This window comes from Acinetobacter brisouisimilis (genome assembly GCF_000368265.1).
Classification (GTDB): domain Bacteria; phylum Pseudomonadota; class Gammaproteobacteria; order Pseudomonadales; family Moraxellaceae; genus Acinetobacter.
Genome location: NZ_KB851218.1, coordinates 20,206 through 47,111, shown reverse-complemented (window position 1 = coordinate 47,111; position 26,906 = coordinate 20,206). Strand labels below are relative to the sequence as shown.

The window sequence follows — 26,906 nt, the reverse complement described above, 5'->3', positions numbered from 1 at the left end:
ATAACAATGCATATTTGTATGGTCATGGCAGGTGACGAAGAAGGTGGCTTGGAAAAGCATGTGGTTGAACTGGCAAATGGTTTGGCACAGGCAGGACAAAAGGTGACACTCATCGCTCATGAGAAGTATGCAGAGCGGGTCAGTGGTGTTGAATTTAAAGCCTTGGATTTAAGCAAAAGCCGTAAAAACCCGATTTTGCTGTGGCAATTGTATCAAGCCATCAAAGCCACTCATGCCGATGTCCTGCATGTGCAAGCCAACAAAGCCGTATCAATGATTGCACCAATGCTGAAATGGCTCAAAATTCCAAGTGTAGCGACACTGCATAACCTAAAACGTAATGTTCAGGCATTTGAAAAATATGATCGAATTATTGCAGTGAGTCGACGGGTCGCCAATCAGTTTAGTCAGCAAGACCGTGTGCGTGTGGTATTAAATGGGATTCAGCCGCCTGTACTTCAGACAGCACAAAAACAGCCACATCAACCCTTACAGGCGATTGCGGTTGCACGTCTCGTGCCAGCCAAAGGGTTTGATTTACTGGTTGAAGCATGGCGAGGAATTGATGCCAAACTCTGGATTGTTGGTGAGGGGCCAGATCGAGCGTTGCTACAAGAAAAAATTCAGCAGTATGCTTTAACAGATCGTATTGAATTGCTTGGACATCGCAATGATATTACGACGGTGATGCAGCAGGCAGATTTTTTGGTAATCTCATCGCGTAATGAAGGTGGCCCTTATACACTGGCTGAAGCACTTTTGGTGCATTGCCCTGTGATTTCAACGGATGTTGGTATGGTTGCAGAAATTTTGCCGCCTGAGCTGATGTGCCCTGCGGATGATGTCACTGCTTTACATGATTTAATTCAACAGCATGTGCAGCATTTTGAGCAACTGACTGAGCGTTCAGAACCGATTTATCAATATGCCCAGCAACAGTTAACGCTAGAAGCTGTATTACACAATACTTTACAAGTTTATCAGGAACTCAGCCATGTCTAATTTGAACCAAACAAAAAAAACCGTTTGGGTGGTGAGTGATGGTGTACCAGGGCATTTTAATCAGTCTAAAGGTGTACTGTTTGCTCTGGAACGCGATTTTGAATTAGAGGTGCATTGGATTGAACTGACTTTAAAGCACAAGTTTTATCGCAGACCTTTAACGTGGCTACTCAACTATAAAATTCCTAAAGCAGAAAAAATTGATCAGTTTTATCAGGGAGATGCTCTGCCAAATGCACATCCAGATATTGTGGTCGGTGCAGGTGGAAATAGTGCCTATGCCATTGTGTGGTTGTCTAGGGCATTTGGAGCAAAAAATATTTTCTGTGGTTCACTGCGTCAACTCAAAGTTGAATTGTTTGATGCAATTTTGGTGCTCGAACCAGATTTGCCAAAACCATTTATTAGCTTACCTGTGTCGCCGATGCCTTTAAGTCAGGCAACCTTGGAACAGCATGGCAAGCAATGGCACTCTGAGCATCCGCATGTCGAGCAGCAAGTATGGACGATGCTGATCGGTGGAGATGGCGCGGGAGCACAGTATCAGGAACAGGATTGGGTTCAACTGGCAAAACAGATGAACCTGCTGGCACGTCAGCATCGGATTAAATGGTTGCTTAGCACCTCACGCCGTACAGGCCAACAGGCGGAAAGAATTTTGCAGCAATACCTGAACTTTGAGTGTATTGCGGATGTCGTGTGGTGGGCAGAACAGCCACGTTCGGTTTTGCATCAGTTTTTGGCAGTTTCGACACGTGTATTTTGTAGTGCAGATTCAATGTCTATGCTGATGGAAAGTGTTTCTGCCATGCGTCCTGTGGTTGCTTATTTGCCTGAGCATTGGCAGCCCGATGAAAAATTTCACAATGTACTTGAGCGCTTGAGTCAACAACAGCTTTTGCAAGTCATTTCAATTGCACAGCTCAATACTACGTTTAAAGTAGAACAGCAGCATACCTTAACGCTTGAGCCGAGTGAAATGTTGGCACAACAATTACATAAACAGCTATTTGCTTGCAGTTAAGTCAGAATCCTCCGTGATTTCTTAACTGTTGTGTATAGAGAATTGGTTATACTAAGCAGAATTTTTAGTATTACGATTTTAAGATGAAAATTTTAATCACAGGTGGTGCAGGCTTTATTGGCTCGGCTGTCATTCGCCATATTATTCAAAATACCCAAGATGAAGTTTTAAATGTCGATAAATTGACTTATGCAGGGAATTTAGAGTCTTTATCAAGTATTGCTCAAAATTCTCGCTATCAATTTTCACAAACTGATATTTGTGACCGCGCTGCGCTAGATCAACTATTTTCAGATTTTCAGCCTGATGCGGTTATGCATTTGGCAGCCGAGTCACATGTGGATCGTTCAATTACAGGCTCAGCCGCATTTATTGAAACCAATATTTTAGGAACATACCAGCTACTTGAAGCCGCTCGCCAATATTGGAATGGGTTAGTTACTGAGAAAAAGCAGGCTTTTCGTTTTCATCACATTTCTACGGATGAAGTGTATGGCGACTTAGAAGGCACTGATGATTTATTTCATGAAACGACACCATATGCCCCAAGTTCGCCTTATTCAGCGAGTAAAGCCAGTTCAGATCATTTAGTTCGTGCATGGCATCGTACTTATGGTTTACCTGTACTGATTACTAACTGTTCCAATAACTATGGCCCATACCATTTTCCTGAGAAACTGATTCCACTCATTATTCTGAATGCCTTGAATGGTCGTGCGTTGCCTGTTTATGGCAATGGTCAGCAGATTCGTGACTGGTTGTATGTAGAAGATCATGCACGTGCACTGTATCAAGTCGTGACTCAGGCACAAGTAGGTGAAACCTATAACATTGGTGGGCATAACGAACAAAAGAATATTGATGTGGTTAAAGCCGTTTGTCAGCTTCTAGAAGAACTTGCACCGAATAAGCCGACGGGTGTTGTCCATTATCAAGATTTGATCACCTATGTGACTGATCGCCCTGGGCATGACTTACGTTATGCGATTGATGCCAGCAAGATTCAGCAAGACTTGGGGTGGGTGCCACAAGAAAGTTTTGAAACAGGATTACGCAAAACGGTCGAGTGGTATCTGAATAATCAGGAATGGATTGCGCACGTACAAAGTGGTGAATATAAAAACTGGTTAACACAACAGTATCATGCTGAATCGGCCCAGTAAGGTATGACGAATGAAAATTCTTTTATTGGGTAAAAATGGTCAGGTGGGTTGGGAACTACAACGTGCTTTGCAGCCTTTAGGGGAGGTGATTGCCTTAGATCGCCATACTAATGCACAAGGCTTGTGTGGTGATATCGCCAATTTTGATGTGATCACTCAACTCATTCAGCAAGTTCAGCCGAACATTGTAGTCAATGCTACGGCATATACGGCTGTCGATAAGGCTGAATCAGAAGCTGAACAAGCCAACCTCATTAATCATTTGGCAGTTAAACATTTGGCTGAACAGTGCCAAGCAGTGGATGCCTTGTTAGTTCATTATTCCACTGATTATGTATTCTCTGGCCAAGGTACACAGGCATGGCAGGAGCAAGATGTAACTGCACCACAAAATGTCTATGGTCAAAGCAAGCGTGCAGGCGAAGTGGCACTTGAGCAAAGTGCTGTACAATTTTTGAATTTTCGTACGTCTTGGGTCTATGGCACGCATGGTCAGAACTTTGTAAAAACCATGCTGCGCTTAGCGCAAGCCAAAGAAGAACTTAGCATTATTGCTGATCAGATTGGTGCACCTACAGGTGCAGCTTTAATTGCTGATGTGACTGCACAGGTAATTTGCTATTACAGTTTACAAGCGGCTGAACAACAGCAACAATTGTGTGGGCATTATCATCTCGCGGCTTCGGGTGAAACCTCTTGGTACGAATATGCACAATATATATTTGATGTAGCTCGACACAAAGGTCTGGTCTTGAAGTTGCAACAGGTACATCCGATTGTAACCACTGCTTACCCAACACCAGCAAAACGTCCTTTAAACTCACGTTTAAATACCCAAAAATTACAACAACAATTTCATCTGCATTTGCCGCATTGGCAGCAAGGTGTGGAACAAGTCCTAGGAGAAATCATCGTATGAGTCAAATAAAACGTAAAGGCATTATTCTTGCTGGTGGTTCGGGTACCCGTTTATATCCAATTACGATGGGGACATCAAAACAATTGTTGCCAATTTACGATAAACCGATGATTTATTATCCGTTATCTGTGCTGATGTTGGCGGGTATCTCTGAAATTTTGATTATTTCAACACCTGAAGATTTGCCAAATTTTGAAAAATTACTGGGTACAGGTGAAGCACTTGGTATCAAGTTGTCTTATAAGGTTCAGCCATCACCTGATGGTCTGGCACAAGCTTTTATTTTGGGTGAAGAGTTTATTGGTCAGGATAATGTCTGTCTGATTTTAGGCGACAATATTTTCTATGGTCAAAGTTTTAGCCAGCAGCTTAAACGTGCATCAGCACAGACTTCAGGTGCCACAGTCTTTGGTTACTATGTCAATGATCCTGAGCGTTTTGGCGTTGTTGAATTTGACTCAACAGGTAAAGCGATTAGCATCGAAGAGAAGCCGACACAGCCAAAATCAAACTATGCTGTGACAGGCCTGTATTTCTATGACAATAGTGTGGTCGAAGTTGCTAAAAATATTCAACCATCGGCACGCGGTGAACTGGAAATTACCGATGTAAATAATGTGTACTTACATCAAAATCAGTTGAACGTTGAGTTGTTGGGGCGTGGTTTTGCATGGCTAGATACGGGTACACACGACTCATTGCTGGAAGCGAGCCAATTTGTACAAACAGTTGAGCACCGTCAAGGACTTAAAGTGGCATGCTTGGAAGAAATTGCATTTAACAACGGCTGGATCGGCTCTGATCAGTTGTTGGCGCGTGCCAATTTCTTTAAAAAGACGGGTTATGGTCAGTATTTGTTAAAATTGCATCAAGAACACCAAGCAAAACAAGCCTAAAGTAACCAGATTGAGTGACATAGCATGAATATTATTGAAACCAAGATTAAAGATTTGTTGATTTTTGAGCCTCGTGTATTTGCTGATGAGCGTGGCTGGTTTATGGAAAGTTTTAATCAGAAAAACTTTGAACAGGCGTTGGCAGAGCGTAACCTCGATATTCCAAACTTTGTTCAAGATAATCATTCTATGTCACAAAAAGGCGTGTTGCGTGGTTTGCATTATCAGCTTAACCCTCATGCACAGGGCAAACTGGTACGTGTGGTGCAAGGTCGCGCATGGGATGTTGCGGTCGACATTCGTCAAGATTCAGCAACATTTGGACAATGGGTGGGAGTCGAACTGACAGGTGAAAATCATCGTCAGTTCTGGATTCCTGCGGGCTTTGCCCATGGTTTTATTGCCTTAGAAGACAATACGCAGTTTTTATATAAAACAACTGATTATTATGCGAAAGAGTGTGAGCGTAGTTTAGTATGGAATGATACTGAGCTTGCAATTGATTGGCCAATAGAAGCAGATATGCAGCTTAAATTGACTGCAAAAGATTTAGAAGCTGCAACATTTGCACAGGCACTTACTGCGCAGGCATTGTTTTAATTTATAGGTATTTGTTATGAAAGTTCTTAATGCAGTCTATGGCGATGCAACAGGTGGTCGCTGGCAGGCAATGCTGGATATTGCTAATACCTTAAAAAGCTTTGGGCATGAAGTGGTTTTGCTGCGTGGTACTGAAAATCAGCATCTCAAAAGTGGTGAATGGCCAATCACAGTGATCCCGAACAAAGGTTTTTACAGTGTCACTGCGGCATTAAAAATTCGTAAGTTCATAGAGCAGCAGCAACCAGATGTGATTATTGCCCATAGTGGTAAAGCTGTCTGGTTATTTAAAAATGCCATGTTGGGAATGTCGAAAAAGATTCCAGTAATTGCAGTTAACCACAGTCATAACGTTAAACGTACCTTACGTGCCGATGCATTTATTCATATCACGCCATATGTACAAGAGCTGGTACAAAAGCGCCAAACGCCTGAAGAGCGTGCTGCAAAACCACAGCAAGTGATTTCTAATTTAACTTATTTACCCAAAGTGGTGGCTGAGCCACGCCCAATTCGTGTTCCGCCAAGTATTGTGATGTTAACGCGTATGGTGCCCAATAAAGGCGTTCATGTGCTCATAGACGCTTTAGCGATTTTGCGTAAAAAGGGTGTGGATTTTACTGCAGTGCTGGCAGGTCAAGGTGAAATGCTTACGACCTATAAGCATCAGGCTGAACAATTACAGTTACTGGATAAGGTCAGCTTCCCAGGCTGGATTGGCGGTGAGGACAAAATTGCACTATTACAAAATGCCGATATTGTGGCGTTGCCATCAATTACTGAAATTCAGGGTATTGGTATTTTAGATGCCTTTGCATGGGGTAAAACCCTGATCACTACGGATGATATCGGGATTCGCCAGACAGCAAAGCATGGCGTAAATGCTTGGTGTGCCAAAGCTGATGATGCACAAAGTCTTGCAGATGGTATTGAATATTTGATTCAACATCCAGATGAAGCTTTAAAATTCGCTCAGCAAGGCAAAAAAGAAGCATTAGAAAAATACTGTTTTGAGCAGATTGCTAAAGCACATAATCAATTTGTAGAGCATGTTGTTGCGTATTATCGTTCAAGCAATTAGATATCAAGCTATTTAAATGAGATAAAAGCCAATATTGATTTTGGCTTTTATCTTTTGTGAAGGTATGGCGAATGGGGCAAATTATGTAAGAACTTTGTATAAATAAATAAATATTTCTAATATCTTCAACAAATGTTTCTATAATACGGCAAGATTTATAATATTTGAGAGTTTCCTGAATGGAACTATTAAACTTAGATGAAGTTGAATTTCATTCTTTTCATTGGGATAATTTCGATCGGGATATTTTGGCTGCACATAAAAAAGTGATGCAACATTTGGGGTTAAACGTAAAATATACCGAAGAAAATATGCCACATGGTGAATGGCTAGATCGAGTCATTGGTCAGTCTACAGCGAAAGTGGTGGCGATTATTGAACCTGATTTAATTCCGCTAAATCGTGAAATTGTTGAGAAATCTGCTCAGTATGTTTATCAGCATGATACTTTTCTCGGCTGTGCTCAAGCATCGAACCATATTCATCCTGCAATGCATATATTTGCTTCACCAGCGTTCTTTTTCATAACACCATCATGTTACCAAACGCTTGGTAAACCTTCATTTATGCAAAACAAACAAGCTGATGTTGCTGAACAACTGGCTTATATTGCAGAGAAAAAAGGCATTCGTTATAGAACCTTATACCCAACTTGCTTTGAGCGCGAACCACGTGAAGGCATTTGGTTATTAGGTAACTATGGCTATTATGGAATTGGAACAGTCTTTGCGAACAGTGTCTATCACTTATTTCAAAGCCGCCATGCTGATAATGTAAAACTATTTTTACAGCGTTGTGATGATGTGTTAAATAATCGCTTCTCAACGGAAGGTTTTATTTCATCTACATCATTTGATGATATCGGGTGTGTTGTGAAGAAGCCAAAAATTAAACAGTGGTATAAAAAAATTTTTTAAGATAATGAAAAGCAGTTCTCTATAAGAACTGCTTATTGTTAGGTAAGTATACATAATGGCACAGCTTAAAATCGCGCTTGTTGTGATTGTTTATGGTAAGACGTTAGAAAAGTCTTTAACTATTCATGATTTACTGAAATTTAAATACCCCTTGTCTCAGCTTTTGATTGTCAATAATGGCCCAGAAGCTATTTCAGAAAATGATCTATGTATACAGGAATTAAGTCAGATTCATCAGCAAGTTACATTGCAGAACCAATTGCAAAATAAACCGCTTAGCTGGATTTATAACGATTTTATTCAAGATTATGATGCTGATTATTATGTATTATTTGATGATGACACTGAAATCAATGAGCAATATCAGGATGTTTTATTTAATTTAAATGATGTTGATTTTGAGTTACCTGAAATTAGGGCACGCTGTGATTTAAAACCACGGTTTCCTATGGTGAATTCTAAATTATTACAACAACGTGGTGATATTATTCAACCAAGTTCTATTTATTCGGTAGGTTCTGGATTAATTATTTCAAATCGTATAAAAACATTTTTTAAATTACAAAATATGGAAATTTTTGATTCACACTTTGCCTTTTATGGTGTGGATACTACATTCTTTACTCGTATAAATCAGTTTATTCAACAAGGTCATCAATTTAAATTTTCCTCAAATACATGTTTGAATCATTCTTTATCATTAACTGAGGAAGAGTTAACACCATGGCGTAGAGATGAATTTATTTATGAAAATGTCTTAACTTTAAAATATTATAGTTCAAGTACATGGAGTAGAAGCCTAAAACTTTTTAAATTAATTTATCGAAAGTTAATTAAGTTCTCATTCCATGATGTAAATTTAGTTCTTAAAACATTTATAAGAGGTAAGCATCCTAGGTGCTAATTTTATGAAAAGGTAGAGGAAATGATTGGAGATAAAATAGCTATAGGATTTTCTATGGTTAAAAATGAAGAAGACATTATTGAAAATTTTATTAGATGGAATATGAAATTTTTGGATTCTTTATATATTATAGATAATAACTCTACTGATGGAACAGTAGATATTATTAATCAATTAATATCTGAAGGTTTTAATATTACGTTGTGGGTAGATAATACTTTAGCCCATTTTTAATCAGAAATAACTACAAAATCTTATCACCGAATATCTAAAATAAATAAAAAATTTGATTTGTTTTTTGCACTTGATGCAGATGAATTTTTAGTTGTTAATAGTATAAATTTTTTAAATGGTTTAAAACCAGCTCAAGTTTTTAATTTGGAGCGATATGATTATGTTATGACACAAGAAAATTTAGAGCATGATATTTTTATCTCGATGAATAGAAGGTTTCAAATAAAAAGTAAAGATGGTGATAAGGTCTTTTTCTCTCATGATAAGGATAGATATTTAGATTATTCTATTAGCCAAGGAAACCATAGCTTATCATCTAAAATAAATAAAGATATTAGAAAAAATAATAGTGATATTTGGATTGCGCATTTTCCTTATAGAGGTGTGCGTCACTATTTAAATAAAATTATTATAGGTAGTCAAGCAATGTTGGTGAGAAATAAGGATTTTTTATGTGAAAACAATCCTTTTGCGATACATTGGAGAAGTGAATATAATTATATTAAGAATAATAGTGCATTAATATCTTTTGAGAAATATATCTGTAGAGTTTATTCAGTTAAAAATTCTTCTGATTTTTATGAGTTAACAGTATTAGATCAATTGAATTTAGACAGTGATATTAAATACTTTAATTTGAGGAAAAATAGAGATCCTTTATTTAATGTAATTGCAAATTTTGAAAATCTATCTAAACTTTTTTGGATTGAAAAAGAAAGATCATTAGTGAGTTTAGTTATTCTGAAACTGAGTACTGTTATAAATAAAATTAGGTCGAGAAAGCAAAAAATCTATCGTAGTATCTATAAACGGTTACATTAGTTTTTTATAATTTTTTAACTATATTGTTGATATATTCTATAAGGATATTCTTTCTTCTAAAGGAAAGAATAAGAGCTATTCTTGTTTGAATATCTTGCCATATTTTATAAGCATTTTTAGCAAAACGATTTTCTTTATATTGTACTAAAAAATCTTTGCGATTTTGATCTGAAGCATCAATCGTGCTGTCATTTTCGCCACCTTGTTCAAAGAAATAATAATATGGAATTTCGGATTTTTCTGAGAGTAAATATTTCCAGTCATCGGCAACCGTAGTTTTTGCCAACATTTTTCTCACCAGTTTAGTCGCTTCATTGGCTGTGACACTATAAGCACATGCCATAGTGTATTGATAGCGAGAACCGAGCATATTGAAATAGGTCTTATCTTTTGAAACATAGCCTAAAATACGTGTACGGGCTTTTTTGGAGTGCCCACTGAGAAAAATAAACTCAGCAGGGTGATTGAGCATGCTATGTAATTGCGCTGTATGTTGATGGTGTGCAGCAAGATAGACATCATCTTCAATAATCACTACACGATCATAAGCTGTATAACGTTGCTCTGAAATACGTTGCCACAAAAATAAGTGACTAAGCATGCAGCCGATTTCGCCTGTACTCATCGGACGCTTACACTGACCAGCTTGCTCTCGTGCAATATTGATCAGAGCAAGTGTTTCGGTAGTCAAGTCTTTACCATAGATCGCATCAAAAAACTCAAGTTCAATGTCAATATCAGAAATTGCTTGGCGTAATTTGATAAATTCAAGCTCTATCGCTTTGCGACGATCTATACTTTGTTTGAGAGAGATACAAATAAATAGAACTTTCGCAGACTTAGACATGGGTAATACGTTGCCCTTTAGCATAGATTTCAGCTTGCCAAGGAGAATTTAATGGCTGCTGATCAATCAAATTTAACCATTGTTGCAGAATATACTTGGCTTCAAAAATTGAATGTGCAAGTGCATAACCACGCTGTGCAATTTCAACAGCTTTTTCAGGATGCTGCTGATAGTATTTTAATTTCTCAAGTAAATCAGAAGTATCTTGAAAATATACCACGCTATCTTCAGGAAATAATTCTGCTAGACCTGGTGTTTGGGCAGTAAAAACTAAACATCCCATTCCTGTAAGCTGAGCAAGACGGTCACTGCTATACATATAAATATCATTATACTTTGAGTAGTTAATGCCCATTAAACTGTTGCGGACAGCAGCTTGATATTCATGCCCAAATAGAGACGGTCGTCCTAAACATGCACCAAGCTTAAATTTGAACTCAGGAAGCTGCTCGGTTAAATGGCTAATAAATTGCTCACGTTCAGGATATTTACTATTTGAACCGCAGAAAATACAGTCATAGTCAAATTTGAGCCAGTCTTCACGCGCATATTCAATCGAATGCAAACTCAGGTTTGGCGTAAATGCAAATACAGGATGATCACAGACTTCGGATAGATTCTGTAAGTGCTGTCCGGCCGTTGTAACAAAGACATGATCGACTTCGCTATGCATTTCTTTGAAATGGTCAAGACGGTGAGGTTCGTTGATTGGATCAACAAACCACATGGCAACTTTGGCTTGGTTAATCGCTTTAAGTTGCTTGAGTAATTCTTTTGGTAAATGGATATGCCCAATTAAAATCAGGTCAAAGTGCACATTTTGACAAAGTTCAATCAGTTGCTGATGAGTTTTTTTATGAGAGAGGGAAGTGGTATTGAAAATGTTACTTTTTCTGACCATGTATTTATAGTCAAAGGCATGCACATAGTGCCCAAGCTCAATTAAACCATGTTGAATCTTGGCATCGGTGTTGTAAAACATTGAGCCATTATTGTCAGTTTTGAAATTTGCAATATGCAAGATTTTTAAAGATGAATGGCGCAATGTTACTGTTCCATAATAATAAGATGAACAAGAATTTAGGTCTTACTGATTATCCGCATTACCCTTCAGCACCATATAAATCAGTGCACAGAAAATGAGTAGGGCAGCAGATAAGCTGCTGAAACAGAAGTATAAAACACGTTGGCTTGTGGTGATGTTCATAAGCTGATTATGAATAATATAGTTCATAATGCCCCATTGGGCTAAAGAAAACACAATCACCACCAAGGAACGACGGCGGACTTCTGGACGCATAGCCATGGTTTTCACCTGATATAAAAAAAGCACCTTATTATGCCACTGTTAAGAATTGAGCTCAAATGAATAAAAATAATTGACTGAAGGCAATACAGATTCATATAAATTTCTAGCTGAGTTTTCTCAATTACCAGATTTACACACTAAACTTTAAGTTATTGATTGCTTGCGATAAATATTAATATTGCCATAACAATTTCTGAAACGCTTGTACGACCAGATGTATTGTTCGGGAGCGGTATTAACCATCTCTTGCATGGTGAGATTCAAACTATCGACAGACTGCTGTAAATCTTTCGAGAGAATCGTTTGCGGTAATTCGGTGCAATGCACATCAAAGCTCGACAGTTCACTATTACGGATACAGCTTAAACCGATCACATTACATTGAGTCTGAGCCGCCATTTTAGATACAAGGGTTGCTGACAATGTATTTTGTTGAAAAAACAGAGAATAAATTCCACCAGATGGTTTTGGTAAATGATCGGGTAAAACCACGGTGAGACCGCCCTGTTTAAGATGTTTAAAAATCTGGCGTATGCCTACTTTATCTGTCGGCACTAAGGTCGCGTTAAATTTTTGGCGTGCATCCAAAATATAGCGATTCATTCCCTTGGTTTTGCTGGGTTTATACATAATCATCGGTTGTGTATATATGTTTAGCCATGCGTTTAAGAGTTCCCAACAACCAAAATGAGGAATAACTACAATGACGCCTTTTTTATTGGCTAAAGCCTTTTCTAACAGATTGGCACCATGAACATTCTTAAGTAAGTCAAGGCTATACTGAGGTGGCATTCCCCAGCATTTCACAAATTCGATATATGTCAGACATTGGCTTTGGATACTCAGGCGAATGCGTTCTTGTAGAACGGTTTGCTCGAGCTCTGGATAAGCCAATTCCAGATTAATCGTGGTAATCCGTTTGATGGAGGAGTTGGTGTGGAAGAGGATGTAAGCCGCCCAAGTCGCGATTTTTTGTAAAAATGGCAGCGGAAAAATTGCAATAAATTTGAGTAATAAATAAATAGCCATATTTTGACTCAAGAATCTTTTTAAAAGATATGGTGAGAGAAAATTTTGCAAAGAAACTTAAAAATCTAAGATAGATAAAATCAAAAAGAGATGAGCATCTTAAAAACAAAATAAATTGATCAATAGAATAATTAGGGCAAGAACCATTGCAGCAGAATATAGACTATCGCCGCGTACTGTAAGCGTGATTGGAGAAAAACTCAAAAGGAAATTTGAAACCCGATTGTTAAAAGTGGCATTTTTTAAGAAGAATCTCTATTTATTGCAAGAAAAAACCCTGCACAAGGCAGGGTTTTTTTAGCGAAGTCAAAGATTAAGCTTCTTTCACTTCAGCTTTTGGTTTTTCACGTAAACGAATACCTAAATCACGCAATTGATTCGCTTCAACTGGTGCAGGGGCTTGAGTCAATGGACATTCAGCAGTTTTGGTTTTCGGGAATGCAATCACATCACGAATTGAAGAAGCGCCAGTCATGAGCATAACAAGACGGTCTAAACCAAATGCCAAACCACCGTGCGGAGGTGCACCATATTTCAACGCATTTAACAAGAAGCTGAATTTTTCTTCAGCTTCTTCTTCGCTAATACCCAATGCTTCAAAAATGGCTTTTTGCATTTCTAAAGTATAGATACGAAGTGAACCACCACCGATTTCAGTACCGTTCAAGACCATGTCATACGCTACAGACAATGCTTCGCCTGGGTTGTTTTTAACCTCTTCAACGGAAGATTTTGGTAGCGTGAATGGATGGTGAACAGACGTCCATTTGCCATCGTCAGTTTCTTCGAACATTGGGAAATCAACAACCCAAAGTGGCGCCCACTCGCAAGTTGCAAGTTTAAGGTCATGACCAATTTTCACACGAAGTGCGCCCATTGCGTCATTTACAACTTTAGCTTTGTCTGCGCCGAAGAATACGATGTCGCCATTTTCAGCACCAACGCGTTTCAACAAATCAAGCACGATTGGCTCGATGAATTTCACGATTGGAGATTGAAGACCTTCGATACCTTTTTCAAGTTCGTTGACTTTGATGTAAGCCAAGCCTTTTGCACCGTAAATGCTTACGAATTTGGTGTATTCATCGATGGCACTACGTGGAAGTGAACCTGCGCCTGGAACGCGTAAAGCCACAATACGGCCTTTAGGATCTTTAGCAGGGCCTGCGAAAACCTTGAATTCAACGTCTTGCATCAAGTCTGCAACGTCAACCAGTTTCAACGGAATACGCATATCTGGTTTGTCAGATGCATAGTCACGCATTGCATCGGCATAGGTCATACGTTCAAATTTGTCGAATTGAACATTCAACAATTCTTTGAACATTTTAACTGTTAAGCCTTCCATCAAATCCATGATGTCATCGTCACTCATGAACGATGTTTCAACGTCGATTTGGGTAAATTCAGGCTGACGGTCTGCACGCAAGTCTTCGTCACGGAAACATTTTGCGATTTGGTAATAACGGTCAATACCACCGACCATCAACAACTGTTTGAACAATTGTGGCGACTGTGGAAGCGCATAGAAGCTACCATTTGAAACACGGCTTGGAACGAGATAGTCGCGCGCACCTTCTGGGGTTGCACGTGTCAAGATCGGTGTTTCAACGTCTAGGAAACCGTGATCTTCGAAATAGTTACGGATCAGGTTGGTGACTTTAGAACGGAAACGTAAACGATCTAACATTTCAGGACGACGGATGTCCAAGAAACGGTATTTCAAACGAATTTCTTCAGAAATGTTGGTGTTTTCGTCATTCAGTGGGAATGGAGGTGTTTCAGAAGCAGCAAGAACTTCAATCTCTTTACCCAAAACTTCGATTTGACCGCTCACCATATTGGCATTTTCTGTGCCTGCATAACGGCGGCGGACACGACCTGTAATTTTTAATACAAATTCAGAACGTGCTTTATCTGCTGTTGCGAAAGCTTCAGGAGTATCTGGGTCAATAACCACTTGCACAAGACCATCACGGTCACGCATATCAAGGAAGATCACACCACCGTGATCGCGACGACGGTGTACCCAACCGCACAGGGTCACGGTTTGGTCAATTTGGGCTTCGGTTAAAGAACCGCAGTAATGAGTTCGCATCATGTTTTTTAAATCCAAACTATATTGGCAATAGGAGCGTATACGTAAACAGCGTACCGCGAATCAATCAGCGATTATGCCCTTTTAGGTCATGTTGCTCAAGGTTTAGTGCGAAAAAACCATCGCCAAGGCATGTTAATGTGGCGGTAACGATCTCTTAGCAGGTTGAATTTGTGAATATTTCCATAAAAACAAGCCACAACCGATGCTAAAACACAGTAGCCAACCTTGTACAAAGGCTTTAAAACTCCGTCCGATCAGTTCATCGTTATTTTCCCCAAACTCAAAATGATGCGACAGATAAACACTCAGCATGCCAATGCCACAGAGTAGAGCGCAAGCATATAAACGCTGTAAAAATTGTCGTTGAGCGAACGAGGGTAATCTGGAGTTTTGCCGATATTTGGCGATATAACGCTTTGACCAAATCCATAGCCAAGGCAACGCGAGCAAAGATGTACTGATTTGTAAGATGTAATGCAATGGGTAACTGTGTTGTTTAAAAATTTCAACTTGTTGCTGTAAAAAATCGCGTGCAAACCATGTGCGGACGTCTAGATGAGTGAAACTGTCCCAAAAGAAATGACTGATTGTTCCCAGTAAAATAGCAAAAATGGTTGTTATGAAAAATTTGAGGCTGTATTGAGGGAGCGGTGCGATGAGCCCTAGACCTGTAAAAATCACAGGACGATACAAACCATACCATAAGCCCGAAAAGAATAGACCAATGAGTAGGTCAGGGAAAATCAGGCCTTGCCATAAATGACTGATCATTATGTTCTGTTGGGTAAATAGGCGAAACAGGTCTGGGGTCATACAACCCATGCCAGTTGCAGCAAGTGGAAACTGCCGCTGACTGAGCCGATATATCGCAGGTGCAAACAACATGTGCGACACAGTAAATGCCATAACAATAATTTAGGAATAGAAAAGTAAAATTTTAACGGAATTCTAGATAAAGCACGAATGAGTCTTGTAAATAAAAAGATGCGTTATAATATAACAACAAATTTAGCACTGGATGCCTACAATGCCTTTTAAGAAACATGTGTTTGCTCTTTCCATTTTATCGCTGGCGATTCAACACGTCATGGCGCAAGATGCATCTGTGGAAGAAAGCGATTTACCTACTATTCAAGTTCATGTCACCAAAAAACCAAAAGTAAATTCAACTGCTGGTGATGTTGTTGTCGATCAGAAAACCTTGATTGAAGGTGCAACTACGATTGGTAATGCTTTAAATGGTCAGGCAGGGGTTTATTCGGCACAGTACACAGGCGGGGTGAGTCGCCCTGTGATTCGTGGACAAGATGGGGCACGTGTCAAAATCATCCAAAATGGGGGAGATGCCCTAGATGTATCAAGTGTGTCACCTGACCATGCAGTGACAGTGGATCCGAATTCGGCACAGGAAATTCAGATTCTTAAAGGCCCTGAAGCCTTGTTATATGCTGCAGGATCTGTCGGTGGTTTGATCAATGTGGTGGATGATAAGATTCCCACGAAAATGCCTGAAGGTGGCTATAGTGGTCGTGCAGGCGTGCGCTATAACTCAGGAAGTGATGAACTGCTGTATTCTGGCAATGCCACGATTGGATTAGGCGATCAGTTTGCACTGCGTCTGGGTGGCTTAAAACGCGATGCCAATAACTATATTTTGCCAAAAGATCTGCAAAGCGAAGATCGTCGTCAGGACAGCACTTTTGCAGATTCCAAAGACTATAATGTGGGCCTGTCGTGGATTTATGACCGAGGATATACAGGAATTTCCTTTAGCCAGCGCCATGACCAATATGGTATTCCTGCCGATAACGAACTTTATAGCACCTGTGAGCGCAGCGGCAACAGCTTGGTCGGTTGTGGCACAGCAGTGGCTGGTGGGGATGATGCACAAGGCTGGATTAACTTAAAGGAAAAACGCTACGACATTAAAACCGAGTTGAAAGATCCATTTGCAGGTTTTAACAAATTATCGGCTCAAGCCAACTATACCGATTATCAACATACCGAAATGGCGGGTGATACTCCAGATACTCGCTTTAGCAGTAAAGGTACAGATGCGCGGATTACCTTGAGCAACAACCCGTGGGCGGGCTGGAGAGGGCAAATTGGAACACAGTTTACCCAGCAAAAACTCAGTATCAATGGTGATGAATCGTTGATGAATCCGAACACGACCAAAAAATACAGCCTATTTGCGTTACAACAAAAGCGGCTCAATCATCTGAATTTTGAAGTGTCATCGCGGATTGACCAGCAAAATATCAATATTGACTCCACCCAAAAAGACTACAGTGGTACAGCCTATTCGCTTGCAGGTTCAACCAGTTGGGAGTTTATTCCAAACTATAAACTGTCACTGACAGCATCGCATCAAGAACGCTTACCTGTTGCTCAGGAGTTATATTCTGATGGCAAGCATATGGCGACCAATACCTATGAATTGGGCAATGACAATTTAAATAAAGAGAAATCCAATAACCTTGAATTGGGGCTGCACTTTAACAATGACCGTTTGAAATATAACGTTAGCGTGTTCCAGAACTGGTTTGATAACTTTATTTATGCCAAAACGCTCGATCAATATCAGGATTTTCGTTTGATTCAATATAGTCAGGCACAAGCGCATTTTTATGGCGTTGATGCGGACTTGAGTTATCAGCTTTCACCGGTCTGGAATGCAGGTCTGTTTGGTGACTATGTGCGTGGCAAACTCGATAATCAAGGCAATGCACCACGTATTCCGGGGGGACGTCTAGGGACACGTTTCAAAGCAGACTTTGGTGATGGCTACTCAGCAACAGCAGAGTATTATCATGTGTTTAATCAGGATGATATCGCCAATTATGAAACTGCTACCAAAGGCTACAACATGTTAAATCTGGGTTTGGCATATACAGGACAAGTCAACCCGAAAACAGGCTATCGTTTATATGCTCAAGCCAACAACTTGCTGGATGCCAAAGTCTATCAGCATGAATCATTCCTTGCCAATGTGCCACAAGTGGGGCGTAACTTTACCATTGGTGTGGATTTTAACTTCTAAGATGCTGCTGAATTCGTGACAGGAGTGCTTCCCATCACGAAATTACTCTTGAAAAAATCTGAGAGAGAACCTAGCCTGACGCTATTGGGTTAGGTTTATTTTTATGCGTATATTTCACAGAATTAATGATAAGTTACAATGGTCTCCCCGCCATTATGCAGGGCTGCTCGCTGGTATTTTCTTTATTGGCTATGCGTCTTCTGCAGTGTACCATACGGTCAAACCGTTGCCACGCGGGATTGACTATACGGGCGCATTGCAGCATGCCGATGTGCAGTTTTTTGCCGACGAAACTTATGTTGATGCAACAGGAAAGGTACAACAAGATCAGCGTATTTTTAATCAAATGCTGAGTTTGGTTGAGCAGGCTAAGACCACGATTGTCATTGATATGTTTTTATTTAATGACGAAATGGGCGAACATGCCCAGCCTCAACGACATTTGACACAAGAGCTGACACAAGCGTTGATTAGAAAGCGCATTCAATCTCCAAATATCGAAATTAAAGTCATTACCGACCCGATTAACTCGGTGTATGGTGGGCTTGCACCTGAACACTATCGCAAGTTGCGTCAGGCAGGTGTTGACGTGATTGAAACCAATCTCACACCGCTACGGACACCGAATCCTGTATGGTCAGGTTTTTGGTATTTGTGCTGTCAGGGCGCAGGCAATAATCCGCAAGCAGGCTGGTTACCGAATCCATTTGGACAAGGCAAGGTGACACTGCGTAGTTATTTTAACTTGCTGAATTTTAAAGCCAATCATCGTAAAATGATTGTGGTGGATACCGATCAGGGCTGGAAAGGTCTGGTGACCTCGGCCAACCCACATGATGGTAGTTCACATCATGACAATGTCGCTTTATTGGTATCAGGCCCTGTGGCTGTCGATATTTTAAACTCTGAGCAACCCGTAGCAGAAATGTCACAAGGGGACATGGGTGTCGTGATTATTGGGCAGCAAGAAGGTGCAAAAAATCTGCCACAGGTTCAGGTGCTCACCGAAGCTGCGATTTATCGGGCAGCACTGAACATGATCAATACCGCGAAACCACAAGATCATATTGATCTGGCGATGTTCTACTTGTCAGAACGTAAAATTATTGATGCTTTGAAACAAGCTAAACGCCGTGGCGTACAGATTCGCGTGTTACTCGATCCGAATAAAGATGCTTTTGGTTTAAAGAAAAATGGAATTCCAAACCGTGAAGTTGCAGCAGAATTGCATGATGCGGGGATTCAGATCCGTTGGAATGACACGCATGGCGAGCAAGCCCACACTAAAATGCTGTTAAAGCACAATGTGACACAATCTGAGTTGTTACTTGGTTCAGCCAATTTTACCGCACGCAATTTGAAAAACTACAATCTGGAAACTGATTTGCGTGTGATTGGTGCGACACAGACCCCTGTGTTTGTTGATGCACAGCGTTATTTTAATACGGCTTGGGAAAACCTGAATGGTCGTCAAATCAGTGTGGACTACAGCAAGTATGCAGATAGCTCGAAACTGAAATATGCCTTATATCGTTTTATGGAATGGTCAGGGTTGTCGACATTCTGAAGTTTAGACTTCTTTCATTAAGCTCCTGTATTTCTGCCTATAGCAGAAAAATAAACAGGCTATAACGCAAGATGCAAATTCAAGCTAAAATAAAAAAGAGAGGTTATATACCTCTCTTTTTTATTTTAAATCATTAACTTTGAGGTGGAATGAGTTGGTCAAGCGCCTTGTCATCCAGTGATTCGATTTCGCTTAAATCTGTTTTGATTTTCCACTGGCTTTCATCATCAACAGGGTTTGGTAAGCGTGCTTCGAGCCAGTCACAAACCACGTCAGGTGAAAAGTCAGCATGGTTACACTGAATCACCCAAGCTAGAAAGTCTTTGGCTTCACCATTCATATACGGTGGTGGAGATACAGGAAGAAACTGGGTCGGTAAACGCTCATTGGTGGACAAGTAATTCAAAACATGTCCAAGTTCCTGTACGGTTTGCCAAGCTAAAGGATGCTCAAGATCAATAAAAAACTTAAACCACCATGCATGTTGTCCATCATCACCATGCCCCACAATACGGCTGGTTTGCACACTTGGAACTTTGGCAAAAAATTGCTCTAGACGTTCAAAATTTAAATTAGACACTTTCCGCAGCTCTCTTTTTTCATTTGATCAATATATCTGACAATTATTATGCTAGTTCATCATCCTGAGGCTGTAGTTTTTTGCTGACAGTTTCATTTTTTTCTCTAATTGCTGATGGATAATGCCAAGAGGCATAACGCACAATCAAAATCGCTACTGCCAGAATCAGGATTGAGCTTGTCACAATCAGCAAGTCTAGAGAGGCTTTATGGTCGTGCTGAATCACGGAAATCAGCAGGCGGGTCAGGGCGGTAATCGCAACATAAATCAGAAAACGCACAGGCATGTGGTTGGTTTTAAAATAAATCCCGACCATTGCCCCAAGTTCTAAATAGATAAATAACAGTAAAATATCATCAATACTGGCGTAGTTTTTTTCAGTAAAAATACCAATAGTGGTATGCACGGCTGACCATGCGATCATACAGCCAATAATAAACAAGGCCAGATAATGAAAACTTTCAACAGCCAAATGACCAATACGATCTAAGAATGGTTGAACTTGATCGATTTTATCTTTGGGAGTGGGCATGAGATGACACCTTTATTCGATCTATTGTTAGATTAAGTTATCATCATGCAAAATTCATGACAAATCATAAAATAAAAAAATGCCTGATGAATCAGGCATTTTTTTAGAATAGAAGCAAATTATTGCTGAGTGAAGTAGGCAGGGTCAAATTGCATCATCACGCTTGAGCCAGCATTAATCTTGGCAAAACGGCTGTTGAGCTCAGGTAAAACTTTTTCAATATAATATTGGGCAAGACGCAGTTTGTTGGCATAAAACTCGCCTTGTTTTTGCTGTGCCACATGCGCAATTTTGGCAAACATATAGGCAAAGCTGAGTAGACCCACCATATGCAAATAATCAACCGCAACGGCATTGGCAAAGTCTGGGTCTTCTTGAGCTTGTTCAATCACACGTTGGGTGATGGCTTCAACTTCAAGACATGCATCGAGAGTCAAGTCTTTAATAAAATTAAGCTCGATATCGAGGTCATGTACAAAATTACGGATTTCTTCGATGTACTCATATAAGAATTCGCCGTTATTTTTAATGACCTTACGACCGATCAAATCTTGGGACTGAATGCCATTGGTTCCCTCATAAATCTGGGCAATCCGTAAGTCGCGGACACATTGTTCCATGCCCCATTCAGCGATATAGCCATGTCCACCAAAACACATTTGCGCATCGAGTACGGCATTAAAGGCAGTATCGGTTAAATAGGCTTTGGCAATCGGCGTGAGCAGGGCAACACGGTTATTGGCTTTGCGCACGGCTTCGGCATCGGTTGAAAACTTGGTAATGTCGAGCTGTTGTCCCACATAGACCGCAAAGGCGCGTGAGGCTTCGTTGTTGGCGCGAGCATTGAGTAACATGCGGCGTACATCACCATGTACCAAAATACTATCGGCAGGTTTGTCAGGGTTTTTAACGCCTGTGGCACTGCGACCTTGCAGACGGTCTGTGGCGTATTGCGCGGCATTTTGGTAGGCAAATTCTGAAGCGCCAAGCCCCTGAATCCCCATCGACAAGCGTTCATAGTTCATCATCACAAACATTGCAGCCAAGCCTTCATTTTCTTTGCCGACCAAAAAGCCTTTGGCAGCATCGAAGTTCATGACACAGGTGGCTGAAGCTTTGATCCCCATTTTATGTTCGATTGAACCTGGAGCAACATGATTACGTTCGCCCAAAGAGCCATCTTGATTGACCAGATATTTTGGCACAATAAACAATGAAATTCCGCGTGAACCTGCAGGTGCATTTGGGGTTTTGGCCAACACAAGGTGAATGATGTTTTTCGTGAGGTCGTGGTCACCACCTGTAATGAAAATTTTGGTGCCCGTGATGTTGTAGCTACCATCAGCATTGGGTTCAGCTTTGGTTTTAATAATCCCCAAATCCGTGCCTGCATGTGGTTCTGTCAAACACATGGTACCTGACCATTCACCCGAGTAGATTTTTGGCAAATAGGTTTCTTTTTGTTCTTGTGAGCCATAGCTGCTGAGTGCCATACCTGCACCAACGGACAAAAGGGGATACAGCATAAAAGCAGGGTTGGTGGCAAAAATCATTTCATCTGAAAGTACGGTGAGCATTTTTGGCATGCTTTGACCGCCCCATTCTTCATCGGCACTTAAGCCAATCCAGCCACCTTCGGCATACTGTTGAAATGCGGCTTTAAAACCTTCTGGCGTAGACACTTTGCCATCGGCATAGTGAGCGCCGTGTTCATCACCACTACGGTTGAGAGGAAGGGTAATGTTTTTGGCAAATTTCGCCATTTCTTCTAAAATTGCCTCGGCAGTTGCAGCATCTAAATGTGCCAGCTTTTCATTGCTTTGCCAAAACTGTTCTGCGTCAAAGACCTCATTTAAAATAAAACGCATATCGGCAAGTGGGGCATTATAGATTGGCATTGTTGTTCACCTGTTTTTTGTGTTTGTTTTAACTCTAGCAATTTTTATCGTGATGGATTGTGTATCGCCACCACAATATCGTTGCAAGACATTTCATAAAAAAGGCTGCACAGTGGCAGCCTTTTTTCTGTGCATTAGAATGCAAAGTGTTCGGCATCCAGACTCATGAGAGGTTCTAAGCCGCCTGCAATCACGGCAATATGTCCATGTACGCGTGGTAAGACCTTCTTGAAGTAGAATTGCGCCGTGGTGATTTTGGCTTTGTAAAATTCAACTTCGCTTGAGCCTTGAACCAGTTGTTGCTGAGCAACCACCGCCATGCGTGCCCATAAGTAAGCCAAGGTCACATAGCCTGCGAAGAACAGGTAGTCAACAGCCGCCGCACCGACTTCTTCAGGGTTTTGGCTGGCACGTTCACCAATACGGTTGGTGAGTTGTCCCCATTCTTTATTCAGGCTTGCAAGCGCGCTGATCAGCTCTTGCAATTCAGTATTGTTGGCTTGCTCTTGGGTAAAGTCATAAATGATTTTGGTGAAATCACGCAATAATGCCCCTTTGGTTTGCAATACTTTACGACCGAGCAAATCGAGTGCCTGAATTTCGGTTGTGCCTTCATACAAACAGGCAATACGAGTATCCCGCACGATTTGTTCCATGCCATGTTCCGCAATAAAACCATGTCCGCCAAAGACCTGAACGCCTTTGTTGGCTGCTTCATAGCCTGTTTCGGTCAAGAAAGCTTTGGCAATTGGTGTGAGCAAAGACAAGATATTATCAGCAAACTCACGTTCTTCGTTCGTTGCAGCACGTTCTACCAAATCAGCATATTGAGACAGTAAGTAAACAAGGGCACGACCACCTTCGGCAAAGGCTTTTTGGGTCAAGAGCATGTTGCGTACCGCAGGATGCACAATAATTGGGTCAGCTTCTTTTTCAGGCTGTTTTGCCCCAGAAAGCGCGCGCATTGCTAGGCGTTCTTTGGCATACACCAATGCCCCTTGGAATGATGACTCAGAAGCCGCCAACCCTTGCACCGCTGTACCAATACGTGCCGTATTCATAAAGGTGAACATACAGTTAAGCCCGCGATTTTCAGGGCCAATCAGGTAGCCTGTGGCTTTATCAAAGTTCAAGACACAGGTGGCATTGCCATGAATACCCATTTTATGTTCGATTGAACCACAACGGACATTGTTGCGTTCACCTAGAGATCCATCTGCGTTGACATGGAATTTTGGCACAATAAACAGTGAAATCCCTTTGGTACCTTTCGGTGCATTTGGTAAGCGTGCCAGTACGATATGCACGATATTTTCAGCCATATCGTGTTCACCTGCAGAGATAAAGATTTTCTCTCCTGAAATGGCATAACTGCCATCTGCATTAGGTTCGGCTTTACTGCGAATAATCCCGAGGTCTGAACCTGCATGTGATTCGGTCAGGCACATGGTACCTGTCCATTCACCTGAAACCAGTTTCGGTAAATAGGTATTTTTTTGTTCGTCTGAACCGTGGTCTTCAATGGTACGTACAGCACCATGTGACAGGCCAGGATACATGCCCCATGCCCAGTTGGAACTCCCCACCATTTCTGAAATTACAGTGGCTAGCGAGTTTGGCAAACCCTGACCGCCGTATTGTTCTTCTGCTGAAAGGGAAGGAAAGCCCAGTTCAATATATTTTTGATAGGCTTCTTTAAACCCTGTTGGGGTTGTGACGACACCGTCATGCCATGTACAGCCTTCACGATCGCCAATTTGGTTGAGTGGAGACAGTTCATTTTCACAAAAATCTGCGGCAGCCTCTAAATATTGATCAATCAATTCACGGCTAACCGTATCTTGAAATGCAGGCAATTTGGCATAGTGCTGCTCGGCATGTAGCAACTCATGCAAGACAAATTGCATATCACGTAAAGGTGCTTTGTATTGTGGCATGATCATATCCTCTTGTACTGGCAAACCCCAGTTTTATGTCTTTAAAATGTGCCTTTCCCAGCACTTTGTATGGATTACATCGTGCAACAAGTTGCAGTGTTCGACAAGAGCGGAAGCGTGGAATCTGTGTGACTATAAAGTCAAATTAAATTGAATTTACTATAATAAAATATTGAATAATATTGATTTTATATAATAATTTGATGTGCGTTTAGCCAATCGACTGAGTGATAAACAAAAACGGCAGACCATAGTGATCTGCCATTTTTGTTTGTGGTGATTTATTTGGTCGCAGGTGCAGGCATGGGCATATTTGCTGGATACATTGAATGATCTTTATTCATATTTGCTGGATACATTGGATGGTCTTTATTCATATCAGGTTTAAAGCGTAGTTCGCATGTACCTGTAATGGTTTTATCTTCAAGTTTGACCTGAACTTTAGCACCAACAGTTTGGTTGTTACATGCCTGTTTAAATTGTTCAAGTGCTGCTTGATGTTTTGCCATTTCCTGTTCTGACATATGATGTTGCCAGTGATGGCGATGATGTGGTTCTTGTGAACCTGCTTGCATACCAGCAGGATCATGGTGTTGCATAATTGATTGACAAGCGGTTAGCGTTCCCATGCTGAGCAACGTAGCACTTACTAAAGCAACTTTGGCGAATCGATTCATTTTATTGTCCTTTTTTTGTATACGAAAGTTAAAAAACTTTACTGTGTTAACTTTAACCAACCAACATGAAGGAACAATGGAGAGTTTTTTATCCACATGTTAGTTACAATGGAAAAAATCAGGCTGTTGATAGAGTTGAATTTTTGAAAAACCTGCGTGTTCCCATTGCCTTACGCTTATTCTTAACTGTGTTGTTGACCACCGTTATTATTACGACGGTGAGCTTGGGTGTGTTTCAATGGACCATGAAGGAAAACTTCACCAAGTATGTTGCTGATGTTGAAATGCAAAAACTGGATCATCTCATTGAAAACTTGGCTGGGGTATACAGTATTTATCATGACTGGGGCAATGCCATCCAGGCGCAGATTTTACAAATAGAAGGCAAGCCTAACCCTGATGATTATGATCATCTTTCACGAGTTTGGTTACGCCGTCAATATGATATTGCTTTTCAGCAGCGCTATTTTAAAGAAAATACCATTTTAAATGTTCCGACTGGCGTTGAGCAGCAAACAGCCGTCAAAAAAGAAGGATTGTCTGTAAGCGAAATTCGATTATTGCAAGAAAACCTGCCCTCTGAATATCAACCGTTTGAAGGCCTGAGCTTTCCTTTAAAAAATGGTGCTCTCTGGAATCGTAAGCCACCACAGGACAACCATAAGCCTAAAGTGGGCGAATCTTTGCTCGCTAGTGCGCCACCTGAAGGCAAAAAACGCTTTATTCCGATGCCCGATAAATTGGGGCTAAGTTCGCGTTTATCTTTGTATGATGCGAAAAAGCATTTTATAGTCGGCGAGCAAAATACAGGTGCAGTTTCATTTCGCCCGATTACCGTCAATAATCAGGTCGTTGGATATTTGGGCTTAAAACCTGTTCTTGATCAGGAAGATGCACTCAGCCTCAATTTCTTTAGTACCCAAAAGCAGGTTTTACTGCTGATTTATGCAGTTACGGTATTTGCCAGTTTACTCCTTGCCCTGTTACTGGCGACTTATTTTAAGAAGCCGATTCACCAACTGTTACGTGTTGCCCGTGAGTTAACAAAAGGGCACTATGAATCCAAAATGCAGGTCAAACGTAATGATGAGCTGGGTGATTTGTCCAATCAAATGAATCAGCTTGCCGAGATTTTGCATCAACATGAATTATCGCGACGTCAGTGGGTTGCCGATACATCCCATGAACTTAAAACTCCGCTTGCGGTGTTGCAGGCACAGATTGAGGCCATGCAAGATGGTATCCGTAAACCGACCCCTGAGCATTTTGCTTCAATGATGAGTCAGGTGAGTAGCCTCAAGAAACTGACTCAAGATCTGGCAGACTTGGCACAGGTTGAAGCACAACAGTTGACCTGTTATTTTGCTGAGGTTGATCCGTGGCAGGTCGTGGTGCAGGAGGTGATTAATTTCACCCCTAAATTTGAACAGGCTCAATTACAAATCGAAGTGGATGGTACAGGTGCGTTATTGTCTTTAGATGTCGACCGCTTTAAACAGATTGTGGTGAATTTGCTCGGCAATAGCATTCGTTATACTGAACAAGGCGGCAAGATTTGCATTCATAGCGCGCAAAATGAACAGACATGGACATTATTTATCGATGATAGTCCATTAGGTTTAACCGATGAACAGCTGCAACGTTTGGGTGAGCGTTTTTATCGTGTTGATGATTCGCGTACCCGTAGTACGGGTGGCACAGGTTTAGGTTTGGCACTTTCAGTCAAAATTGCGACAGCTTTAGGGGGCAAGCTCAGTTTTGATCACTCACCTTTGGGTGGTTTGCGTTGCCAGTTAACTTTCCCAAAAATTCCTAGGACATAAG

General features: G+C 40.8%; 25 protein-coding genes. 14 read left to right on the top strand and 11 right to left on the bottom strand.

Annotated elements, in window-relative coordinates:
- Window positions 1–6: 6 nt before the first annotated feature.
- The 11 genes from F975_RS01590 to F975_RS01540 all read left to right on the top strand — a co-directional run bounded on the left by F975_RS01590 (window position 7) and on the right by F975_RS01540 (window position 9,562).
- Complete coding sequence (locus F975_RS01590; protein WP_004749726.1) at window positions 7–1,002, top strand: glycosyltransferase; 996 nt, start codon at window positions 7–9, stop codon at window positions 1,000–1,002.
- Window positions 995–2,026 (top strand): ELM1/GtrOC1 family putative glycosyltransferase, encoded by a 1,032-nt coding sequence (locus F975_RS01585; protein ID WP_004749725.1) that lies wholly within the window; start codon window positions 995–997, stop codon window positions 2,024–2,026. Before F975_RS01590 ends, F975_RS01585 begins: the two co-directional genes overlap by 8 nt.
- 83 nt (window positions 2,027–2,109) lie before the next feature.
- Window positions 2,110–3,189 carry a dTDP-glucose 4,6-dehydratase gene (rfbB, locus tag F975_RS01580; RefSeq protein WP_004749724.1) on the top strand — a complete coding sequence of 360 codons (1,080 nt, stop codon included), beginning with the start codon at window positions 2,110–2,112 and terminating at the stop codon, window positions 3,187–3,189.
- A gap of 10 nt (window positions 3,190–3,199) precedes the next feature.
- A complete protein-coding gene (gene rfbD, locus F975_RS01575) occupies window positions 3,200–4,108 on the top strand; it encodes a dTDP-4-dehydrorhamnose reductase (RefSeq protein ID WP_004749723.1) in 909 nt (302 codons plus the stop codon).
- Entirely contained in the window at window positions 4,105–5,004 is a 900-nt protein-coding gene (rfbA, locus tag F975_RS01570; RefSeq protein ID WP_004749721.1) for a glucose-1-phosphate thymidylyltransferase RfbA, read from the top strand. The genes rfbD and rfbA overlap by 4 nt, the downstream gene beginning before the upstream one ends.
- Window positions 5,005–5,028: 24 nt before the next feature.
- A complete protein-coding gene (gene rfbC / locus F975_RS01565) occupies window positions 5,029–5,604 on the top strand; it encodes a dTDP-4-dehydrorhamnose 3,5-epimerase (RefSeq protein ID WP_004749719.1) in 576 nt (191 codons plus the stop codon).
- A gap of 16 nt (window positions 5,605–5,620) precedes the next feature.
- Window positions 5,621–6,685, top strand: a complete 1,065-nt coding sequence (locus tag F975_RS01560; protein WP_004749718.1) for a glycosyltransferase family 4 protein — start codon at window positions 5,621–5,623, stop codon at window positions 6,683–6,685.
- Window positions 6,686–6,864: 179 nt separating this feature from the next.
- Window positions 6,865–7,602 (top strand): hypothetical protein, encoded by a 738-nt coding sequence (locus F975_RS01555; protein WP_004749717.1) that lies wholly within the window; start codon window positions 6,865–6,867, stop codon window positions 7,600–7,602.
- A gap of 55 nt (window positions 7,603–7,657) precedes the next feature.
- Window positions 7,658–8,506, top strand: coding sequence for a glycosyltransferase family 2 protein (locus tag F975_RS01550; RefSeq protein WP_004749716.1), 849 nt, complete (start codon window positions 7,658–7,660; stop codon window positions 8,504–8,506).
- Window positions 8,507–8,527: 21 nt separating this feature from the next.
- The gene (locus F975_RS01545) at window positions 8,528–8,740 is read left to right on the top strand and encodes a glycosyltransferase family protein (RefSeq protein ID WP_034425558.1); all 213 of its coding nucleotides are present in this window, start codon (window positions 8,528–8,530) and stop codon (window positions 8,738–8,740) included.
- A gap of 165 nt (window positions 8,741–8,905) precedes the next feature.
- The gene (locus tag F975_RS01540; protein WP_212749268.1) at window positions 8,906–9,562 is read left to right on the top strand and encodes a hypothetical protein; all 657 of its coding nucleotides are present in this window, start codon (window positions 8,906–8,908) and stop codon (window positions 9,560–9,562) included.
- Between the two features lie 4 nt (window positions 9,563–9,566).
- Here the strand turns inward: F975_RS01540 and F975_RS01535 are convergent, their stop codons facing one another.
- The 6 genes from F975_RS01535 to F975_RS01510 all read right to left on the bottom strand — a co-directional run bounded on the left by F975_RS01535 (window position 9,567) and on the right by F975_RS01510 (window position 15,754).
- Window positions 9,567–10,409, bottom strand: a complete 843-nt coding sequence (locus F975_RS01535) for a glycosyltransferase family 25 protein (RefSeq protein WP_004749711.1) — start codon at window positions 10,407–10,409, stop codon at window positions 9,567–9,569.
- Window positions 10,402–11,454 carry a glycosyltransferase family protein gene (locus tag F975_RS01530; RefSeq protein WP_004749710.1) on the bottom strand — a complete coding sequence of 351 codons (1,053 nt, stop codon included), beginning with the start codon at window positions 11,452–11,454 and terminating at the stop codon, window positions 10,402–10,404. The genes F975_RS01535 and F975_RS01530 overlap by 8 nt, the downstream gene beginning before the upstream one ends.
- Before the next feature lie 42 nt (window positions 11,455–11,496).
- The gene (locus F975_RS01525) at window positions 11,497–11,715 is read right to left on the bottom strand and encodes a hypothetical protein (protein ID WP_004749707.1); all 219 of its coding nucleotides are present in this window, start codon (window positions 11,713–11,715) and stop codon (window positions 11,497–11,499) included.
- A gap of 147 nt (window positions 11,716–11,862) precedes the next feature.
- Window positions 11,863–12,747, bottom strand: coding sequence for a lysophospholipid acyltransferase family protein (locus F975_RS01520; protein ID WP_004749706.1), 885 nt, complete (start codon window positions 12,745–12,747; stop codon window positions 11,863–11,865).
- 313 nt (window positions 12,748–13,060) lie between these two features.
- Complete coding sequence (aspS, locus tag F975_RS01515) at window positions 13,061–14,848, bottom strand: aspartate--tRNA ligase (protein ID WP_004749705.1); 1,788 nt, start codon at window positions 14,846–14,848, stop codon at window positions 13,061–13,063.
- A 132-nt stretch (window positions 14,849–14,980) separates the two neighbouring features.
- Window positions 14,981–15,754, bottom strand: a complete 774-nt coding sequence (locus tag F975_RS01510) for a DUF4184 family protein (protein ID WP_004749704.1) — start codon at window positions 15,752–15,754, stop codon at window positions 14,981–14,983.
- 121 nt (window positions 15,755–15,875) lie between these two features.
- Between F975_RS01510 and znuD the strand changes: the two genes are divergently transcribed.
- Window positions 15,876–17,891: a zinc piracy TonB-dependent receptor ZnuD gene (gene znuD / locus F975_RS01505; RefSeq protein ID WP_004749703.1), complete on the top strand. Its 2,016-nt coding sequence runs from the start codon at window positions 15,876–15,878 to the stop codon at window positions 17,889–17,891.
- 103 nt (window positions 17,892–17,994) lie between these two features.
- Window positions 17,995–19,458: a phospholipase D family protein gene (locus F975_RS01500; RefSeq protein WP_004749702.1), complete on the top strand. Its 1,464-nt coding sequence runs from the start codon at window positions 17,995–17,997 to the stop codon at window positions 19,456–19,458.
- A gap of 133 nt (window positions 19,459–19,591) precedes the next feature.
- Here F975_RS01500 and F975_RS01495 read toward each other — a convergent pair whose 3' ends face one another.
- From F975_RS01495 to F975_RS01475, 5 genes are all read right to left on the bottom strand, one after another.
- Entirely contained in the window at window positions 19,592–20,038 is a 447-nt protein-coding gene (locus F975_RS01495) for a hypothetical protein (protein ID WP_004749700.1), read from the bottom strand.
- A gap of 46 nt (window positions 20,039–20,084) precedes the next feature.
- The gene (locus F975_RS01490; protein ID WP_004749699.1) at window positions 20,085–20,570 is read right to left on the bottom strand and encodes a phosphate-starvation-inducible protein PsiE; all 486 of its coding nucleotides are present in this window, start codon (window positions 20,568–20,570) and stop codon (window positions 20,085–20,087) included.
- A 119-nt stretch (window positions 20,571–20,689) separates the two neighbouring features.
- Window positions 20,690–22,468 carry an acyl-CoA dehydrogenase C-terminal domain-containing protein gene (locus F975_RS01485; protein ID WP_004749698.1) on the bottom strand — a complete coding sequence of 593 codons (1,779 nt, stop codon included), beginning with the start codon at window positions 22,466–22,468 and terminating at the stop codon, window positions 20,690–20,692.
- A gap of 134 nt (window positions 22,469–22,602) precedes the next feature.
- Window positions 22,603–24,405 carry an acyl-CoA dehydrogenase C-terminal domain-containing protein gene (locus tag F975_RS01480; protein ID WP_004749697.1) on the bottom strand — a complete coding sequence of 601 codons (1,803 nt, stop codon included), beginning with the start codon at window positions 24,403–24,405 and terminating at the stop codon, window positions 22,603–22,605.
- A 281-nt stretch (window positions 24,406–24,686) separates the two neighbouring features.
- Complete coding sequence (locus F975_RS01475) at window positions 24,687–25,082, bottom strand: hypothetical protein (RefSeq protein ID WP_004749696.1); 396 nt, start codon at window positions 25,080–25,082, stop codon at window positions 24,687–24,689.
- Window positions 25,083–25,225: 143 nt separating this feature from the next.
- Here F975_RS01475 and baeS point away from each other — a divergent pair, with 143 nt between their 5' ends.
- A complete protein-coding gene (gene baeS, locus F975_RS01470) occupies window positions 25,226–26,905 on the top strand; it encodes a sensor histidine kinase efflux regulator BaeS (RefSeq protein ID WP_034425553.1) in 1,680 nt (559 codons plus the stop codon).
- The last annotated feature ends 1 nt before the right edge of the window (window position 26,906 follow it).

Bases quoted from the DNA above. Each gene is read 5' to 3' on its own strand.
- F975_RS01590 (WP_004749726.1), top strand. From the start codon at position 7: ATGCATATTTGTATGGTCATGGCAGGTGACGAAGAAGGTGGCTTGGAA.
- F975_RS01585 (WP_004749725.1), top strand. From the start codon at position 995: ATGTCTAATTTGAACCAAACAAAAAAAACCGTTTGGGTGGTGAGTGAT.
- rfbB (WP_004749724.1), top strand. From the start codon at position 2,110: ATGAAAATTTTAATCACAGGTGGTGCAGGCTTTATTGGCTCGGCTGTC.
- rfbD (WP_004749723.1), top strand. From the start codon at position 3,200: ATGAAAATTCTTTTATTGGGTAAAAATGGTCAGGTGGGTTGGGAACTA.
- rfbA (WP_004749721.1), top strand. From the start codon at position 4,105: ATGAGTCAAATAAAACGTAAAGGCATTATTCTTGCTGGTGGTTCGGGT.
- rfbC (WP_004749719.1), top strand. From the start codon at position 5,029: ATGAATATTATTGAAACCAAGATTAAAGATTTGTTGATTTTTGAGCCT.
- F975_RS01560 (WP_004749718.1), top strand. From the start codon at position 5,621: ATGAAAGTTCTTAATGCAGTCTATGGCGATGCAACAGGTGGTCGCTGG.
- F975_RS01555 (WP_004749717.1), top strand. From the start codon at position 6,865: ATGGAACTATTAAACTTAGATGAAGTTGAATTTCATTCTTTTCATTGG.
- F975_RS01550 (WP_004749716.1), top strand. From the start codon at position 7,658: ATGGCACAGCTTAAAATCGCGCTTGTTGTGATTGTTTATGGTAAGACG.
- F975_RS01545 (WP_034425558.1), top strand. From the start codon at position 8,528: ATGATTGGAGATAAAATAGCTATAGGATTTTCTATGGTTAAAAATGAA.
- F975_RS01540 (WP_212749268.1), top strand. From the start codon at position 8,906: ATGACACAAGAAAATTTAGAGCATGATATTTTTATCTCGATGAATAGA.
- F975_RS01535 (WP_004749711.1), bottom strand. From the start codon at position 10,409: ATGTCTAAGTCTGCGAAAGTTCTATTTATTTGTATCTCTCTCAAACAA.
- F975_RS01525 (WP_004749707.1), bottom strand. From the start codon at position 11,715: ATGGCTATGCGTCCAGAAGTCCGCCGTCGTTCCTTGGTGGTGATTGTG.
- F975_RS01520 (WP_004749706.1), bottom strand. From the start codon at position 12,747: ATGGCTATTTATTTATTACTCAAATTTATTGCAATTTTTCCGCTGCCA.
- aspS (WP_004749705.1), bottom strand. From the start codon at position 14,848: ATGATGCGAACTCATTACTGCGGTTCTTTAACCGAAGCCCAAATTGAC.
- F975_RS01510 (WP_004749704.1), bottom strand. From the start codon at position 15,754: ATGGCATTTACTGTGTCGCACATGTTGTTTGCACCTGCGATATATCGG.
- znuD (WP_004749703.1), top strand. From the start codon at position 15,876: ATGCCTTTTAAGAAACATGTGTTTGCTCTTTCCATTTTATCGCTGGCG.
- F975_RS01500 (WP_004749702.1), top strand. From the start codon at position 17,995: ATGCGTATATTTCACAGAATTAATGATAAGTTACAATGGTCTCCCCGC.
- F975_RS01490 (WP_004749699.1), bottom strand. From the start codon at position 20,570: ATGCCCACTCCCAAAGATAAAATCGATCAAGTTCAACCATTCTTAGAT.
- F975_RS01485 (WP_004749698.1), bottom strand. From the start codon at position 22,468: ATGCCAATCTATAATGCCCCACTTGCCGATATGCGTTTTATTTTAAAT.
- F975_RS01480 (WP_004749697.1), bottom strand. From the start codon at position 24,405: ATGCCACAATACAAAGCACCTTTACGTGATATGCAATTTGTCTTGCAT.
- F975_RS01475 (WP_004749696.1), bottom strand. From the start codon at position 25,082: ATGAATCGATTCGCCAAAGTTGCTTTAGTAAGTGCTACGTTGCTCAGC.